Here is a 13974-nt window from a genome sequence, read left to right on the forward strand (position 1 = left end):
GCCAAGTTCAACGCGGTCGGGGAGATGGGCTGGCCGCGGACGCTGGTGACGGCCGCGGCGCGAGTCGTCGCTCGTCATCCCGCAGTCTGGATTCGCCAGATGATCCGGTCGGCGTGGCGCGCGCAGAGAGCCTGCCAGTCTGGTAGGACGCTAACCGATCCAGTCGTAGGCGACTCGCAAGCTCCAGGCTCGCGACTGACCAAGACGGAGAACGGGGAAGCGGAGTTGGACGCTGGCGATTCAGCGGCATGGACGGCGGCGATCGTCGCGATCGTCGCGGCAGTGATTTCGTTGATCACGATGGGCATCGCAGTTTGGCAAGCCGTGCTGGCCCGCCAGCAGGCCGGCTCGGCGTGGGAGCAATCGCTGTCGGCCCGGCGGAGTGCCGATGTCGCCGAGGAGGCGCTCGCCGTGTCCAAACAGGCGGCTGCGGCCGCCGAGCGTCAAGCTGCCGAGGCGTTGCGCCAAAATCAAATCACCGAGCAGCAGCTCAAGCTCGCCCGAGACGAGCTTGAGGCTGAGCAACTCCGTCGCCAGCAGGCGCAGGCCGACAAGTACGTCGCGATGGTGCACAACGCGCTCCTCGCTGCAGAGGCGCTGCGCGACGAAATCGCGGACAACGTGATTGAAGTGGCCGAGCGCCAGGACCGGGACATCAGCCCCTACGCAATTGACCTACCGCCGCTCGTCCATTCACATGCCGAGCGGCAGTGGGACGAGGCGGTCAACGCGATCCGGGTGGACAAACCACCGGAGCGCGAGGTTCTCGCGGCCATTGACGTCTTCAACTCCTTCGCGAAGGGTGTCGTCGAGGCGACCGACGCCGCTCGGGATAAAGCTGAGGATCGCCAGTTGGATAGGACACAGATGGCAGCTCTGCTCGACCAGCTCAACAGGCGGGACACGGAGTTTACGGCGTTGAAAGAGGCATGCGACCGGTTTTTCGCTCACCATGGAGCGGACCCGGCTGACCTCAATACCCCTTGACGTGCTGATCAATCCTCGTGGACTGTCCGGTTCGATTTCGTGACTCGGGACAAGAGTGGGGAAGTCATGCTGGGCTGTTGGCGGCCCCTCCTGATAGACACGGCTGTGGAGGGCTATCCTCGCCCTATCGCTGGTGACCGGGTCGGCTCTGGTGTGATGACGGCCAGGCCGACGGCTCCTGCTGGGTGCCGAACACTGGCGTTCGTGCGCTCCGCTAGCTCCAGAGTTGCGTTGCCGTTCGGATGCGCGGGGCGAGCGCGACGGTCGCTTCCGAGCAGAGTTCGGGAAGAACGCGTTCGCGTCAGGTGAAACCGTGTATCGAGCTCAGACCGCATCTTCGAAGAGATCGAGCAGGAGCTTCGCTTTTTGTACGAGCTCGTCGAACGTAACGATCTCGATCTCCGGCATGCTTCCTCGGAAGAGCTCGAAGCTGCGGACTCGGGCGCTGTCGCTCTCGCGGCCCAGGTTGCCGACCAGCAACAGCAGCTTCGGTTTGAAAACCCGGAATTCTGGAGTACCTTCGCCCGTCAGTGAAGAGTAGTGGTGACGCAACGTATGGTGGTCTTGCAGAACCTGCTGGACGGCGCCGGCGAGCTCTTTGCTTGGTGGATGGGCGTTGTTTCGGTATAGCCCCGGAGCGGTCAGTGGTGTCGCTGGAGTCTTCAGCTCGACGATCAGCGCGTTTCCGGTCATCTGGTTGCGCAGTAGGAAGTCTGCTGTATTGCCGCCGGTGTTGTGCACGGACTTTCCCTCGAGGTAGGCCTCACGCTTCACCACGACCAAGGGGTGCGAGAAGATCTGACCGATCGCCCATGAGTTTCGCTCGAGGATGCCTTGCCAGTGCTTCTCATCCGAGCTCTCCAGCTCGGCTTCGGCTTCGGTGATGAAGCCGCGCAGCTTCGCGAGCCCGGTCGCGATCGCGATCCGGGTGCTGGCTTCTGGCGAAACTTCTTGCAGCGCGTCGGCCAGCTGCGCTGCGCCTCGGCTCGACATCCAGCCGAGAACGCGTTTCACCGGGGCGGTCTCCCCGATCGCGGCGATCGAGTCGAGGATCTCCGCCAGGTCGGTTCCGGCGTCGACGGGCAGAAGCCGTTTCGTTCCGTACTCGATGCCGCTGTCGGCCATGAGTTCGTACAAGGCCGCGACGCAGTTGAACATCTTCAGCAACTCGCCACTGCTGAGCTTGAGACGAATGCTCTCACCTGCGGGCAGCTTGTTGAGTGAAAAGGTTGATCCCGCTCCCATTCGTCTGCTGCGTTCTTCGAGAAGTAGGCCAGCTCGCCGCGTACCGAAGCAGCGGGTTCGCCGGTATTTTCGACGAGCTCGGGTGAGAAGACCAGACGTTTGCGTGAGCCCTCACGCAGAACCACCTGCGTGACGTTGGCGGTGGTGCTGCTGGTGCTGCTGACTTCGACGAAGCCTGGTTTCATCACCCGTTCCTCCCTTGCACACGGTGATCGGGAAGTCGCTTACCAAATGTTTACCGTTTCGCGCCGTGACGAACTTGCAACCTCGATGCGGTCGTGCCCTGACCCGTAGCGGTCTGGCCTGTGTCGATCTGGACGTGGTCATCGGTCGAGCCGACCGAGTTGCCTGAGGTGCGGCGCCCGAATGAGGATGCCTGTTGGCTCGCGACCACCATCATCCGCGACGTACCGGGGCGGCCCGATCATCTCCGCGCTGGCTCGTCGAGGGCGGGTGTCGGTCGACACCCGGCATGCCGAGGTCCCGAGGCAGCCGTGCAGTTGGGTGCGTCGATCGTCAACGACGTGTCCAGCACCCTGCACCCGCTGGCCGATCGGCTCGGTGTCGGTTGCGTCGGTATGTACTCGACGGCGGTCCCGGCTGGGCCGGCGTGCAACCGGCGTACGACGACGTCATCGGCGGCGCGCCGCCCCGGATCCGAAGTCCCGCGTCGTCTTGGTCGGCCCTGACTGGCCACAGGTGAAGGGACGAGCAGTGCGCCCGGCCAGACTTCGCGAAGCCGTGGCGTTGCTGACCGCGAACTGACGCTGCCGGGCGTCAGTTCTGGTTGACCGGCCAGGCCGCGGCCGGATGGCAACGTGCCGGGCAGGCGAGGACGTAGACCTCGTTGCCGAGGAACAGCCCGTACTGGTCGGAGTTGAACGTGTCCGGTTGTTCGGGCTGATCGGGACGCTTCTCGAAGCCGAAGTTCTCGGGAATCTGACACAAGAACGTCAGTCGGGCGCCGCAAGCGCACTGGTACGACTCGGGGTCTTGCGCCCAGCTCGGGGCCCCGCCGACTTTGAACTCCTGGCGGCCGATGCCGTGTTCGCCGAATGCATCGTCGGACACTTCAGCCGGGCGCCAGATCGTCAGAGTCTCGGCGTCCGGAAGCAATGCGAGCTGGTACGGACGCAGGTGCGGCTCGACGTCGTCGGCCGGGCCGGTTTCGTCGCGGTGCAGGAGGATCCGCCAGAACGCACCCGGGTGCTGCCAGATCTGCGGCGCCTCCCAGTACCGCTCCGGCAGCTGCTCCTGCATCTCCTTGAGGCAGGCCGCGTCGTTGTGCGTGGGGCACTGGAAGACCAGCAGGTGGTCGCCACCGAAGGCGGGGATGTCCGCGGGGATGTCGAGCTGGAAGAACAAGACCATCCGCTCGCCGCAGTAGCAGAGAGGCCAGCTCTCGCCGGCGGGGAGGACCGGATGGCCTCCGATCGTGTTCCGGGAGCCGGCACCGGCCTCGTCGCGGAGGTTCTCGATCAAGTACATCGGGAGCTCGGACTGACGCACCACGGGTTCTTGAGACGTGCTCACGTATGCACCTTAGACACCCGGGCTACCGTCGTGGGCATGACCTCGTCCCGCGACGATCTGGTCGAGCCGTCCGGCTACGCCACTCTTACGGCCTTCATCGAAGAGATGAGTCGTTGCGAACATGTCAACCAGTGCCGGCTAGCAAGATCAGGTGTTTCGGGGCTGATTTGGGCGAGCGCTGCGCCCTCGCTTCAAGGCGGTCGGCGACCGTGCTATTCCTCCGGAAGAGCCAGCGTCTCAACGAGTCCGGTGAGCTCGGTGAAGTACGTCGGTTGGAATGGGGCGGGTCGTTGGGGAGGCCCGACCGTGTCGGTAGTTCGCCACGAGAGTGTCGTTGTGCGATCAAGCACGTCGGTCGTGCCGACCCAGACCGCCGGTCGATCGGCGAACGGTGCTTCTGCGGCACCGAAGACGCGTCCTCCCAGGTCTGTGAGCGCGAGCGCTATCTCTGTCTGCTTCCAGGCGAAGGAACCCCAGACCTCGATGGCCTTGAGCAGGTGGAAGGCGCCCGATTCGGTGTTCCTGAGCTGGTAGCCGAGCGCCTCCAGCGCGATGCCGAGCGAGAAGCCTGTGAGGTCTTCGCGCTCTGGATGGTTGTGGGCGGACTTATTGAGATGATCAGCCACCGGCTGGAGATGGATCAGTTCGTGAGCCAGAACTCCCAGGGAACCGAGGAGTTCGCGATCGGCGGAGTAGATGTCGATGTCGGTCTGTCCTTCGACGGTGATCAAGCCGCCACCCTCGAACACCTGGACACGGCAGCCCCTGGCACCGTACGTCGCGTAGTCCATGTAGAAGTTCGTGATCGCGGCCTCGCCGTCAGCCTCGACCAGCTTGGGCGTCAATGCTTGGACACGGTCGCCTGCGCGGTCGACGGCGGTAATGGCCGACCGGCTGAAGCCTGCCTTCGAGACGAGCAGTAGCCGGTTGGTCGGCAGGTTGAGGTGCTTTTGCAGCATGCCTTGAACCCAGGTCACGTCGGCGGGTCGGCTGCGCTCGATCACTTCGATGCAGATGACGATGGGTTCCCCGTCGAGCTCGCCTTCGATGACGACGTCGACTTCGCGCTCGATGCCCAGCACCTTGTCGACGAGGAACTTGGACTCCGTGACCGTCACTCCCTGCGTCGCGAGCTGCTGTCGAGCCAGGTGCACCATCGCCTGGAAGGGAGTAGACCGCTTCGGCATGTGCTGAGCATAAGCAGGGTGACATCGAAGCGACCGGAGGCGCGCGGTCGACATGGGAGCCGGACGCACGTGTAGTCGTTTGTCTCCAACCGAGCCGACTGGCGGAGTTAGAGGCGTCAGCGTGTCCGAGGCGCAACATGAAAGGTCGTACTCGTCCCGGGCGAGTCTCATTTGCTTCGCCGAATTCGTTGCTTGGCTTCGTTGCGATTCGAGGTACTTGGGTGGACTTCGAGGCGCTCTGCTGACGAGATGAGTGGAATGCATCGACGACCGACTTGGAGATGCGACCTTGATCGGCTACCTCGTATCCGTTTTGTCGAGCCCATGCGCGGATATCGTGGGCCGCCGCGTAGTCGGTACTTGCCTCCGGCTCTTCGTTCGTGTTCTCAGTCGACTGGCCGACAGCGACCTTGATGCGGCGGCCGCCGGTCCGTCGAGCGGCTGTCACGTAGGGTTCCATCGCTGCGCGCAGGGCTCCGGCGTTCGTGCTGGACGGGTCGATCTGGTAGGACACGCGTCGAGTCCGAACGGGACCGTCTGGTCGGCGCGGCCGCCGTCTGTGTCGTCGGATATCTCGATAGAGATTCGCTTGGCCATGTCAATGCCCTTCTTCGAGTGATGGGTTCACTTTCTGGGTCCGTCGAATAGTAGCGTCGTGTGATTACATTCAATCGGTGGGTGTATCTGTCGACGAGGCTCTTTGTGTCTGTTTCGAGAGACTGTTGACTGCTTGCGCCCGTATGGATATGGATGGTTGTGTGCGGCGGCGAACACTTCCCTTGAATCCGAGTTGTAACAGTGTCGTAGAGGAACAGGAGAAGCGTAATGGGAACCGAGATGGATCTGGAGCGCATTGACGGCGTTGCGGCGGCGATCCGCGAACTCGCCGAGGCGGTGCGGGCGACCGCACCGGAACCGGCGGCTGACCCAGACGCGCTGCTTACCGCCGAGCAGGTGGGGGAACTGCTGCAGCTGTCGCCGAGGACGTTGAAGGACCAGGCCGCCGCTGGGGCCGTGCCGCATCACCGGTTCGGCAAGCACTACCGGTTCACTCGGGCCGATGTCGCGGAGATCGTGCGGCTCAGCGCGACGCCGGTGAAGCTGCCGCGGCGGCGGGTGTCCGTTTCCGACGTTGCCCAGGACTTCCGTGCCGCGTGAGGCGGGCGGAGCAAGAAAAGAAGAGGAGTGAAGGATGGCCCATGGCCAGGAAGAGCCCGGCACGGGTGAGTGGCGTGCCCGATACAAGCGTCCCGACGGGACGTGGGGGAGCAGGTCAGGGTTTCCCACCAAGAAGGCGGCCGAGGACTGGGGCTGGAGCAGGAGGCGCTGATCCGGCGGAACCTGTGGCTCGACCCGCGCGACGGCGAGACCCGGTTCGACGACTTTGCCGAGGAGTGGCTCGCCGCGGTCGCTCCGCGGCTGGAGCTGAACACGGTCGCCAAGTATCGGTCGTTCCTCGACAGTCAGCTGCTCCCGCAGTGGAAGGCGTGGCCATTGGTCGCGATCTTCAACGGGTACGTCGAGATCGAGCGGTGGCTCTCGGAGCTGCATGAGGACTATGCCGAGTCGTCGGACTTCGCGTTGTTTTCCACCATCCTCAACGCTGCCGTGCGGGCGCGGAGGATCCCGGCCAACCCGTGCAACGGGGTCCGCGTGTCCAAAGGCGAATATGACGCCGAGCGCCTGGTGGCTACGCCGGCGCAGACCCTGCGGGCTGCGTGCGCCTGTACGAGCTTGGTCTCGGCATGTCGGGGTTCGTGCTGTGCCTGATGGATTTCTATACCGGCGCCCGGTGGGGTGAACTCGTTGGTCAGCAGCGGCACGAGTATGACTCCGAGAAGCGCGGCATCGAGATCCGGACGCCGCTGAAGGAGGTGGGCGGGAAGGTCTACAAAGGAGGCCGGAAGAGTGACGATCAACACTCGGAAGGTCAGAAGCGTCCGCCGACAAGGCGCGGGAGCTCCCGGCCCAAGAAGGGTCGCACGAAGACGCCTGCGGGCACGAGGTTCCCGGGGACCGCGGTGCTCTACGAAGAGCTTATGGACAGCCACCGGGAGCCGTTCGTGATGTGCACGCCGGAAGGGCACCCGTGGCGGCGGTCGAAATTCCGGAGCAGATTCTGGCGGCCGGCATGGGGACGGCTTGAACTGGACGACGCCGGCGCGGGGGAGCGGCGCCCGCCGATCCTCCCAACGTTCACGTTTCACGAAGGTCGCCACACCCACAGCACATGGCTGACCGAGGACGGAATCCCGGAGGTCGCCCGGAGGGCGCGGCTGGGGCAGAAGATGAAGGGCATCGCCCGCGTCTACGACCACGTGACCCCGGCGATGGTGAACGAGATCCTGAACGCACTGGAGGAACGCTGGCTGCGATCGCTGGCGTCCCTGTACCCCGGGGAGCGCGCGAAACTGGTGTCGTGGTTCCCGCACCTGCGTTATCGGCGGATGATCGGGCCGGGTTCAGGGGCCATCGCCGGATCGTCGCCGACAGACAGCAAGAAGCCCTGCCCCTCCGGGGAGGGACAGGGCTTCTGACCTGCGAAAACATGTGGTGCGCGATACTGGGATTGAACCAGTGACCTCTTCCGTGTCAGGGAAGTGCGGCACGAGCTTTGACCAGGTGAAACGTGTACTTCTGCAGGTCGTGAACCCAGAATCCTTCCCGGAGGGGTTGGTTCGGCATTGATATCTCCAGTTGTGGTCGCCGAAGAATCGCCGCGCCTTCCTGTGTTGCCGACACTCATCAAGAATAGTATCAACTGTGTTCAGATGGCGAACTGCTTACCTACCGCTTGATCGACTGCATCGGATACGGCGCGGTCGCGAGATTCGACACTCGCGACTGAAGGTAACACTATTGAGTGAATTCCGCGGTTTGGGACTTCCCGATACCGACTTCATGAGGGCGGCTGGGGTCAATGCAGGTCGACCGGGTCGCCAGGAGGACGGACGTCGCGAAGTTGTCATAGGAAGGCGATGTAGGCGGCGCGACGAGCTCACGCCGCCGGCTGGCCGATCGGGCCTGAAGGTGTCGGTCGACCGACACCCGACGTAACAGGGGCAGCAGTGCTCAGGCCGGACTGCGCGGTCGTTCGCCAGCGACAGCCAAATCCCTTCTCGAGCCCAGTATAGGGCCCATACCTGCTTGTCGACATCAGCCCGCGTCATGACATGCACGCCGTCCAGGCCCTTGGCCAGGTCACCGTTGACCTGCGGGAACTGGGTTCGGTACGACCACGACCGCCACGCGCCGGCGAATGCCAGGTCGATCCTGACTTTGTCGTATGGTAGGGAATCACGGCCCGAGGTGAGCAGGCCGAGTGCGGTCCCCTCCGATACAGCGTTGCGTTGACGCGCCGGTGTGAGTGGCATCGCTTCAATCTAGTCGACGCTGGTGCACAATCGACGGGCCTGTCCGTGAGGAGTGGGAAAGTGAACCTGCGGCACCATCACGATTACCCGTCGGCGGTCACCTGTAGTGGCTCCAAGTATCCAGAACGTGCTCAAGTGGCAGGGATCCGCTGGGCTGTGGAGCAACTTGACGCGGTCGGTGGCCAGATTCTGCTCTACGTCCCCAAAAAGAGTGACATCAAGAGAGCAGACCACCACATTGAGAAACTCTCGAAGGTGCCTGGCGCCGTAGTGGGTTCCTGGCAAAGTATGGGTGCGTGGTCCGGCGGCCCCGTGCTCGCAGCGTGGCCCAGTCGCAAGAAGCTGGCCGAGATCGCGGACGATCCACGCGTACGTGCGTTGTGCGTCATCCCCTGGGCGGATGATGAGACCGATGCGTGGCAGATTGCCGCTGATCCGGAAAGGTTGTCCGGCGCCGAGCCGGTGTATAACGCTGCCGATGCTGCGCTGGATTCCGTGGTCAAGGTCGCCTTGGAGCACCTGTCAGCGATGGTCAACCATGCGAACCAATTGGCGGGTGCGCTCGACCATCGGGATGCGGTCGCAGTGCTCCGCATCCTGCACAAGGGAGGCTATCGCCTGCCGCGCGACGCCGTATACACCTGGGCGCTGGCGAACGATTGGCCGGCGCGGGGCTCTGAACGGCTCCGTGAGCTTGCTGGCAAGATCGACGATGGGCGGACGGGTCCAGATGAAGGGACCGTCGCCGTTCCGGCTGGACGTTCTATCGAGTTGGCGGGTCGAAGCAGACGAGGCGGACAAGGGACTTTTCCGCAGTCGACCGCCGAGATGCCGACGGTCAGCTGGCGGCGGGGTTGAAGGCACCGGAGGTGCAGCGACGTGGGGATGCCTAATTTCGAACGATGATCGATACCGACAGCATGGCGTTGATGCCGGTGGTGAGACCTTCGTCGAGGCGCAGGGGCACACCGGGATCGACGTTAGCTCGTTGGTGAAACTGGGCAGTGTCGTCGGGGTGCACCACGCCCCCTGCGCACATCGGGTCGGTGTTCGGCCTACTGATGGCCCGCACACAAACCGTCGCTGCTGGATCGGTTCGAGCGGCAGGCCTGGGCGAAACAAGCTGCCCCGACCATGCCTGTTGACCCTGGCGTGACCGTCCTGGAGGACCAAGACCTCTCCGAGATCTCGCCAGCAACGACATTCAACGGTCCGACCGTGAGCCGCGTCTCGGCTCGATCGTTATCCCGGTGTTCGGCGCGGCGCTGGAGCTGGTCGACCCCGAATGCAACGCGGTCGCCGGCGTCGGTGAGATCGCCGTCTAAGGTATGGCTAGCGAAATCCTCGCGTTGTGAGACGGCGGAGTCTTGGCGCTACCATTCCGCCCCTGCGAGGTCAAGTCTCCACATGGCTGATTGTCGCGTTAGGTCACAGGACGGTTCGGGATGGCTACGCTGCGCCGGACGGATAGCTCGTAACAGCACCAGGGGCAAACCCGACGGTATACACATGGGTCTGTTCGGGTCTTCCTGCACTGTCGCTCCGCAGTGTTTGCGGTGGCGCATCGCTGCAGAAGTTGGTCTAGTGTCGTGCCTGGGTAGAAGACGTTGCTCCCAAACTTCAGAGGCTTCGAGCCCGCGACTCAGTCGATCGCGCAGGTTGCGGTATGCCCGGATTTGAAGAAGCAATCGTGGGGCGACTCCTCAGTCAGGCTGTGAAGCCTGTCCTGTACGGAGTGCGGCATGCGTTGGCGCGACGAGGTTATGGGCGCACGGATGAATTTACAGCCCTGGGGCGGCTAACGTTAGATCCGTCGACGCTGAGTATCCTTGCGCAGATTCCAATCGGAATCACGCAACGAGACGTAAAAGCTGTGCTTGAGTCGCCGAACGGAGTAGAGATACTCCGGAGGATCATTGCTTTGCACCTTGAAGCTTCAAGCGGACGTAGAATCGGAGGAGCGGAAGAGGCGACAATCAAGCCAGACATTGCCGCAAAGGTTCAATCTGCGCTTGTAAGTCTAATTCGTAACCAGGTGTTAGCTCGATATGATACCGATCAACCCCAAGCAGTAAAACTGCATGAAATTCGATTCGACCTACTGGACACGTATGCTGCAGATTTAATCGGACTACTGATTGAACGCGGCAAATCTTGGGCAGAAGCACTTGTGCGCTCGTTGCGCACTCCAGGGCGCGCGCTTGACTGGGCTTTTACAACTCTTATGCGAAGTCAACTCGAAGGAATAGAGCACTATCTCGAGGTAATCTCACGAAACACGGTGCCAGCTGAAGAAGATTTTCGTGAGTGGAAGCGCAACTATCGGAAAGTCTTCGACTCGCGCCATTCAACCATCCAACTTCCTCAGCTTGAGCGGCGGTTAGTTTCGCATGAAGAGCTGTTTGTGCGGAGTGCATTTCAAGCGTGGAACGCTAGCGCGCGGAACCTAGCCTCCGCCGACCATGTGGAGTTTGGGGATTTCTTCAATCTAATTAATAAGACGGTCATTCTCGGAGATCCTGGTGCCGGAAAGTCGACGACGTCGACTTTGCTGGCACGAAAATCATTTAGTTTCGGCTTGATTCCATTCATAGTTCGGTTGCGGAATATCGACGTAACTCTCGACGGATTCGCTGTCGAGACTGTCATCGAGGAAGTATTGCGCAATCGCTATCAAATGGGCGCGCCTGCTGGTGCTGTACGAAGGCTTTTGAGTGATGGAAAAGCATTTCTGGTATTCGATGGTCTCGACGAACTAATTGACTCGACGGCAAGAGAAGCTGCGGCGCAAACCATCGACGCAGTTGCCGATTTGTTCCCATTTACTAGAGTCCTGGTGACATCGAGACGTGTTGGCTACTCGATAGCGCGGCTGAATCAAGACGTCTTCGATGAATTTGTCATCAGCAGCTTCAGTCAGGATCAAGTTCGTGAGTATGCGCGACGCTGGTTTAGTTTGACACACGAATCCGACCCAATGCCGACCTCGGCGAATGTATCTAAGTTTCTCGAGTTGAGCAGGCCAATTGCGGATCTTCGAACAAACCCGCTCATGTTGGCCTTCATTTGCATCTTATTCCAAGAGCATGGAACTATACCTCATAGGCGAGCTGAGATCTTCCGTCAATGTGTCGATCTATTTCTATACCGTTGGGACGGTAAACGTAGGTTCGGTGCGCGTCCGCGCAATTTGGACCTGGTAGAGGTGGCTCTCAGTTATGTCGCATATGCTGTATTGACTGATCGAGATTACCATGAAGGTGTAACTGAACGCGATGTATTCGATCTCGTCGTCGATCCCTTGCTGGAAGAGGGTGTGCCGGATCGAAGGGGTGCCTTTGCTGTAGCGCAAGAGCTTCTGGAACTCTGTCGAGGAAGAGCGTGGATTTTCGCTAACGTCGACGACGGCCCGCGACAAGAAGAAACGTTCAGTTTCACCCATGCCAGCTTTATGGAGTATTTCGCGGCACTTTATGTAGATCGAACCATGGATACGCCCGAAGAGATTGCTCACCTAGTCGCTCCGGAAATCTCAGCAGGGCGATGGGAAATCCTTGCTCAGGTCTGTATCTCGCTGCGGCTTCGTGGTAAGAAATTTGGTGCAGCGCGCATAATGGAACAGATCCTTGCGCGCGCAGAAAGCATTGTAGACCGTCGTCGACGGTCGATAATTCACTCGGTCCCATCATCGAATGATGAAGATGTTTCGTTAGTTGAGTTCCTGCTCCGCGTGTCTGAGACGATGCCAATGGCTTCTGCTGTATTGCGACGCCTGATGGATATCAGTGTTGACCATTTTGCATTAGGTAGGAGCAATGGGTTGGCCGCATTGCTCAATACCGACTATCAGTATGTTGATGCTGCATATGAAAAACTGATCGAAACGCTTTCTTTGTCGATAGCTGATTTGGTCAATAACCCTGGTGTCGCAGTCTTAGCAAGGGCATGGATTGCGACTCATTTTGGATATATGGCTGGCCAACCACTCGTGCATCATGTCGATTTTGATAGACTTTGTGGTGCACGCGCAAAGATGATGGGTGATAGTGTTCTAAAAACCTCCGCTGATCGCAGATCGATCCTGACGAAAAGCATTCGTCTGCATGCGGGGGGAGATCTTCTGGTGAACGACCCGAAATCCTTTGTCGAACTATTTGAAGGCTGCCATAGTCCAATACCCGGTTTTGGCCCGCGCTCCACTGTTGAATGGATTGTTGACTGCTTGTCAGCCCCGTTTCGAGCCAGTCTTCCTACTGCAACTGCGGCCAGGTTGCTGCGTCAGATCCCTCGTTCGAACCTAATTGATAATGATCTTCCGATTGGTGGTGAAGCTCAACAAATTTCTCGGCAGGCCGTGGAGAAGGCGTGCGGTCTGGTCGTTGCTTACGACGATGCAGCCTTTGCTGGCTGGACACTGGTGGCTATGGCCATTCACGAGCTATGGGAGATTGACGAAATCTCTTCGCGGGATTACTTGCTGCAAAACGGGAAGCTGTTCCAGTTTTTCCGCTATGCGGAAGAGCGCAAGATGGGGAATTTAATCGATCTAAGCCGTTGGTTAGAAGGAATATGGAACATCTGGAAGCATCCAGCCGTAGGTATGGGAGGCTAACAGCCATCGTGGAGAAATCATATACAAGCTCCCGCGCGCGGACTTGAACAGTGAGGGTCGATTGTCTCCGTCCGCAGGCTGCTCGTAACAACCAGCAGCGTGACGATTCCGAGAAGCCAGTAGGCTACAACGGATGCCGTTCCTGGCATTTGTGTCGAGACGTAAGTGGTATGCCGGTGCGATGTTCACCGTCCAGCATCCGCTTGCGGATACCGAGCGTGATCTATACTTTGACGTTGTTCGGCGGATGCGCCCGCCGGTCCACGCCGGAGTCACCCACGAGGCTCATCGGTGAGGGGCGAAGGTCTCGGACTGGCGCACCGGGCTATCCGATCCGAAGGCTCTCGCGCACCCGGGCATGGTGAGATCTGTCCGTCGTCTCGAGTCGGCGGGTGATGCGTGGGCGCCTGCTGGAGCGAGAGTCATTGTGCATGGTCGCCGTATCCCCAAAACCGCTGTCCGGGCTCGCATGGCCGAGACCGGCGAGACATATCAACAGGCGCAGACCGCGCTGAGCAGGGTCGTGCCCCGTCACTTCGTAATGCCGCCGGCGGACGATCAGCCGTGTATCGGTAGGTGCCAGTCCGAGTTTTCGCTTGCCGGAGAAGCCGGGAGCGATGGTGGGTCGATGGTCGCCTGCGGTCGCTGCCCGGGGTCAGTCTGCGTCGAATGCGGGTGCCGTCCGGTGGCGGAGCCGTTCGCGCGGTGTGAACGTTGCGAGGAAGAAGCTGGTGGCTGGGAAACGGCCGAACGGCTTCGGGAGCGGTGCGCGGGTCGCCGGTGCGTCTCGCGAGCTAGGGCTGGCACCTCCGATTCCGATTCGGCGGACAATATCTGTGACTCCTGTGACGAGGCGATCTGCTGGTGTGGTTGGGCGGCGGTCGAGTACATGTACAGCTGGTGTGGCCGCTGTTGGTCTTCTGAATCGGAAGTTTACGACGACGACCAGGACCGGCACGAACTCCGGGAAGCGTTGCATTATGCCGCGGGCTTGATCGTGAAACTGGGCGGCGGCACCCGTCGGCAGGTCTACATC

General features: G+C 61.0%; 11 protein-coding genes and 1 pseudogene. 6 read left to right on the top strand and 6 right to left on the bottom strand.

The features are described from left to right. Nucleotides 1-225: 225 nt before the first annotated feature. Nucleotides 226-987 (top strand): hypothetical protein, encoded by a 762-nt coding sequence (locus ACIQWX_RS17870; RefSeq protein WP_400871677.1) that lies wholly within the window; start codon nucleotides 226-228, stop codon nucleotides 985-987. Nucleotides 988-1311: 324 nt separating this feature from the next. On the opposite strand, the gene ACIQWX_RS17875 is transcribed toward ACIQWX_RS17870, so the two are convergent. From ACIQWX_RS17875 to ACIQWX_RS17895, 5 genes and pseudogenes are all read right to left on the bottom strand, one after another. Next, on the bottom strand, nucleotides 1312-2145 hold the full coding sequence (locus tag ACIQWX_RS17875; RefSeq protein ID WP_400875797.1) for a Shedu immune nuclease family protein: 834 nt from the start codon (nucleotides 2143-2145) through the stop codon (nucleotides 1312-1314). Nucleotides 2146-2147: 2 nt separating this feature from the next. Next, the gene (locus tag ACIQWX_RS17880) at nucleotides 2148-2417 is read right to left on the bottom strand and encodes a hypothetical protein (protein ID WP_400871680.1); all 270 of its coding nucleotides are present in this window, start codon (nucleotides 2415-2417) and stop codon (nucleotides 2148-2150) included. A 592-nt stretch (nucleotides 2418-3009) separates the two neighbouring features. After that, nucleotides 3010-3765: a hypothetical protein gene (locus tag ACIQWX_RS17885; protein WP_400871683.1), complete on the bottom strand. Its 756-nt coding sequence runs from the start codon at nucleotides 3763-3765 to the stop codon at nucleotides 3010-3012. A 212-nt stretch (nucleotides 3766-3977) separates the two neighbouring features. Next, nucleotides 3978-4952, bottom strand: coding sequence for a hypothetical protein (locus ACIQWX_RS17890; protein ID WP_400875919.1), 975 nt, complete (start codon nucleotides 4950-4952; stop codon nucleotides 3978-3980). Between the two features lie 262 nt (nucleotides 4953-5214). Next, a pseudogene (locus tag ACIQWX_RS17895) lies at nucleotides 5215-5466 on the bottom strand (histone-like nucleoid-structuring protein Lsr2); the annotation flags it as partial. 311 nt (nucleotides 5467-5777) lie between these two features. Between ACIQWX_RS17895 and ACIQWX_RS17900 the strand changes: the two are divergent. From ACIQWX_RS17900 to ACIQWX_RS17915, 4 genes are all read left to right on the top strand, one after another. Further along, nucleotides 5778-6110 (top strand): helix-turn-helix domain-containing protein, encoded by a 333-nt coding sequence (locus tag ACIQWX_RS17900; protein WP_400871686.1) that lies wholly within the window; start codon nucleotides 5778-5780, stop codon nucleotides 6108-6110. Nucleotides 6111-6212: 102 nt separating this feature from the next. Then, nucleotides 6213-6722: a hypothetical protein gene (locus tag ACIQWX_RS17905; protein WP_400871689.1), complete on the top strand. Its 510-nt coding sequence runs from the start codon at nucleotides 6213-6215 to the stop codon at nucleotides 6720-6722. Beyond that, a complete protein-coding gene (locus ACIQWX_RS17910) occupies nucleotides 6671-7489 on the top strand; it encodes an integrase (RefSeq protein ID WP_400871692.1) in 819 nt (272 codons plus the stop codon). The genes ACIQWX_RS17905 and ACIQWX_RS17910 overlap by 52 nt, the downstream gene beginning before the upstream one ends. A gap of 897 nt (nucleotides 7490-8386) precedes the next feature. Then, the gene (locus ACIQWX_RS17915; RefSeq protein ID WP_400871695.1) at nucleotides 8387-9184 is read left to right on the top strand and encodes a hypothetical protein; all 798 of its coding nucleotides are present in this window, start codon (nucleotides 8387-8389) and stop codon (nucleotides 9182-9184) included. A 31-nt stretch (nucleotides 9185-9215) separates the two neighbouring features. Here ACIQWX_RS17915 and ACIQWX_RS17920 read toward each other — a convergent pair whose 3' ends face one another. After that, nucleotides 9216-9347 (bottom strand): hypothetical protein, encoded by a 132-nt coding sequence (locus ACIQWX_RS17920; RefSeq protein ID WP_400871698.1) that lies wholly within the window; start codon nucleotides 9345-9347, stop codon nucleotides 9216-9218. 645 nt (nucleotides 9348-9992) lie between these two features. On the opposite strand from ACIQWX_RS17920, the gene ACIQWX_RS17925 reads away from it, so the two are divergent. After that, on the top strand, nucleotides 9993-12938 hold the full coding sequence (locus ACIQWX_RS17925) for an NACHT domain-containing protein (protein ID WP_400871701.1): 2946 nt from the start codon (nucleotides 9993-9995) through the stop codon (nucleotides 12936-12938). Nucleotides 12939-13974 lie beyond the last annotated feature (1036 nt).

Source organism: Amycolatopsis sp. NPDC098790 (genome assembly GCF_044759945.1).
GTDB lineage: Bacteria > Actinomycetota > Actinomycetes > Mycobacteriales > Pseudonocardiaceae > Amycolatopsis.

Excerpts from the sequence above, each read along its gene's own strand:
- ACIQWX_RS17900 (WP_400871686.1), top strand. The coding sequence starts at position 5,778 with ATGGGAACCGAGATGGATCTGGAGCGCATTGACGGCGTTGCGGCGGCG.
- ACIQWX_RS17925 (WP_400871701.1), top strand. The coding sequence starts at position 9,993 with ATGCCCGGATTTGAAGAAGCAATCGTGGGGCGACTCCTCAGTCAGGCT.
- ACIQWX_RS17890 (WP_400875919.1), bottom strand. The coding sequence starts at position 4,952 with ATGCCGAAGCGGTCTACTCCCTTCCAGGCGATGGTGCACCTGGCTCGA.
- ACIQWX_RS17875 (WP_400875797.1), bottom strand. The coding sequence starts at position 2,145 with ATGTTCAACTGCGTCGCGGCCTTGTACGAACTCATGGCCGACAGCGGC.
- ACIQWX_RS17880 (WP_400871680.1), bottom strand. The coding sequence starts at position 2,417 with ATGAAACCAGGCTTCGTCGAAGTCAGCAGCACCAGCAGCACCACCGCC.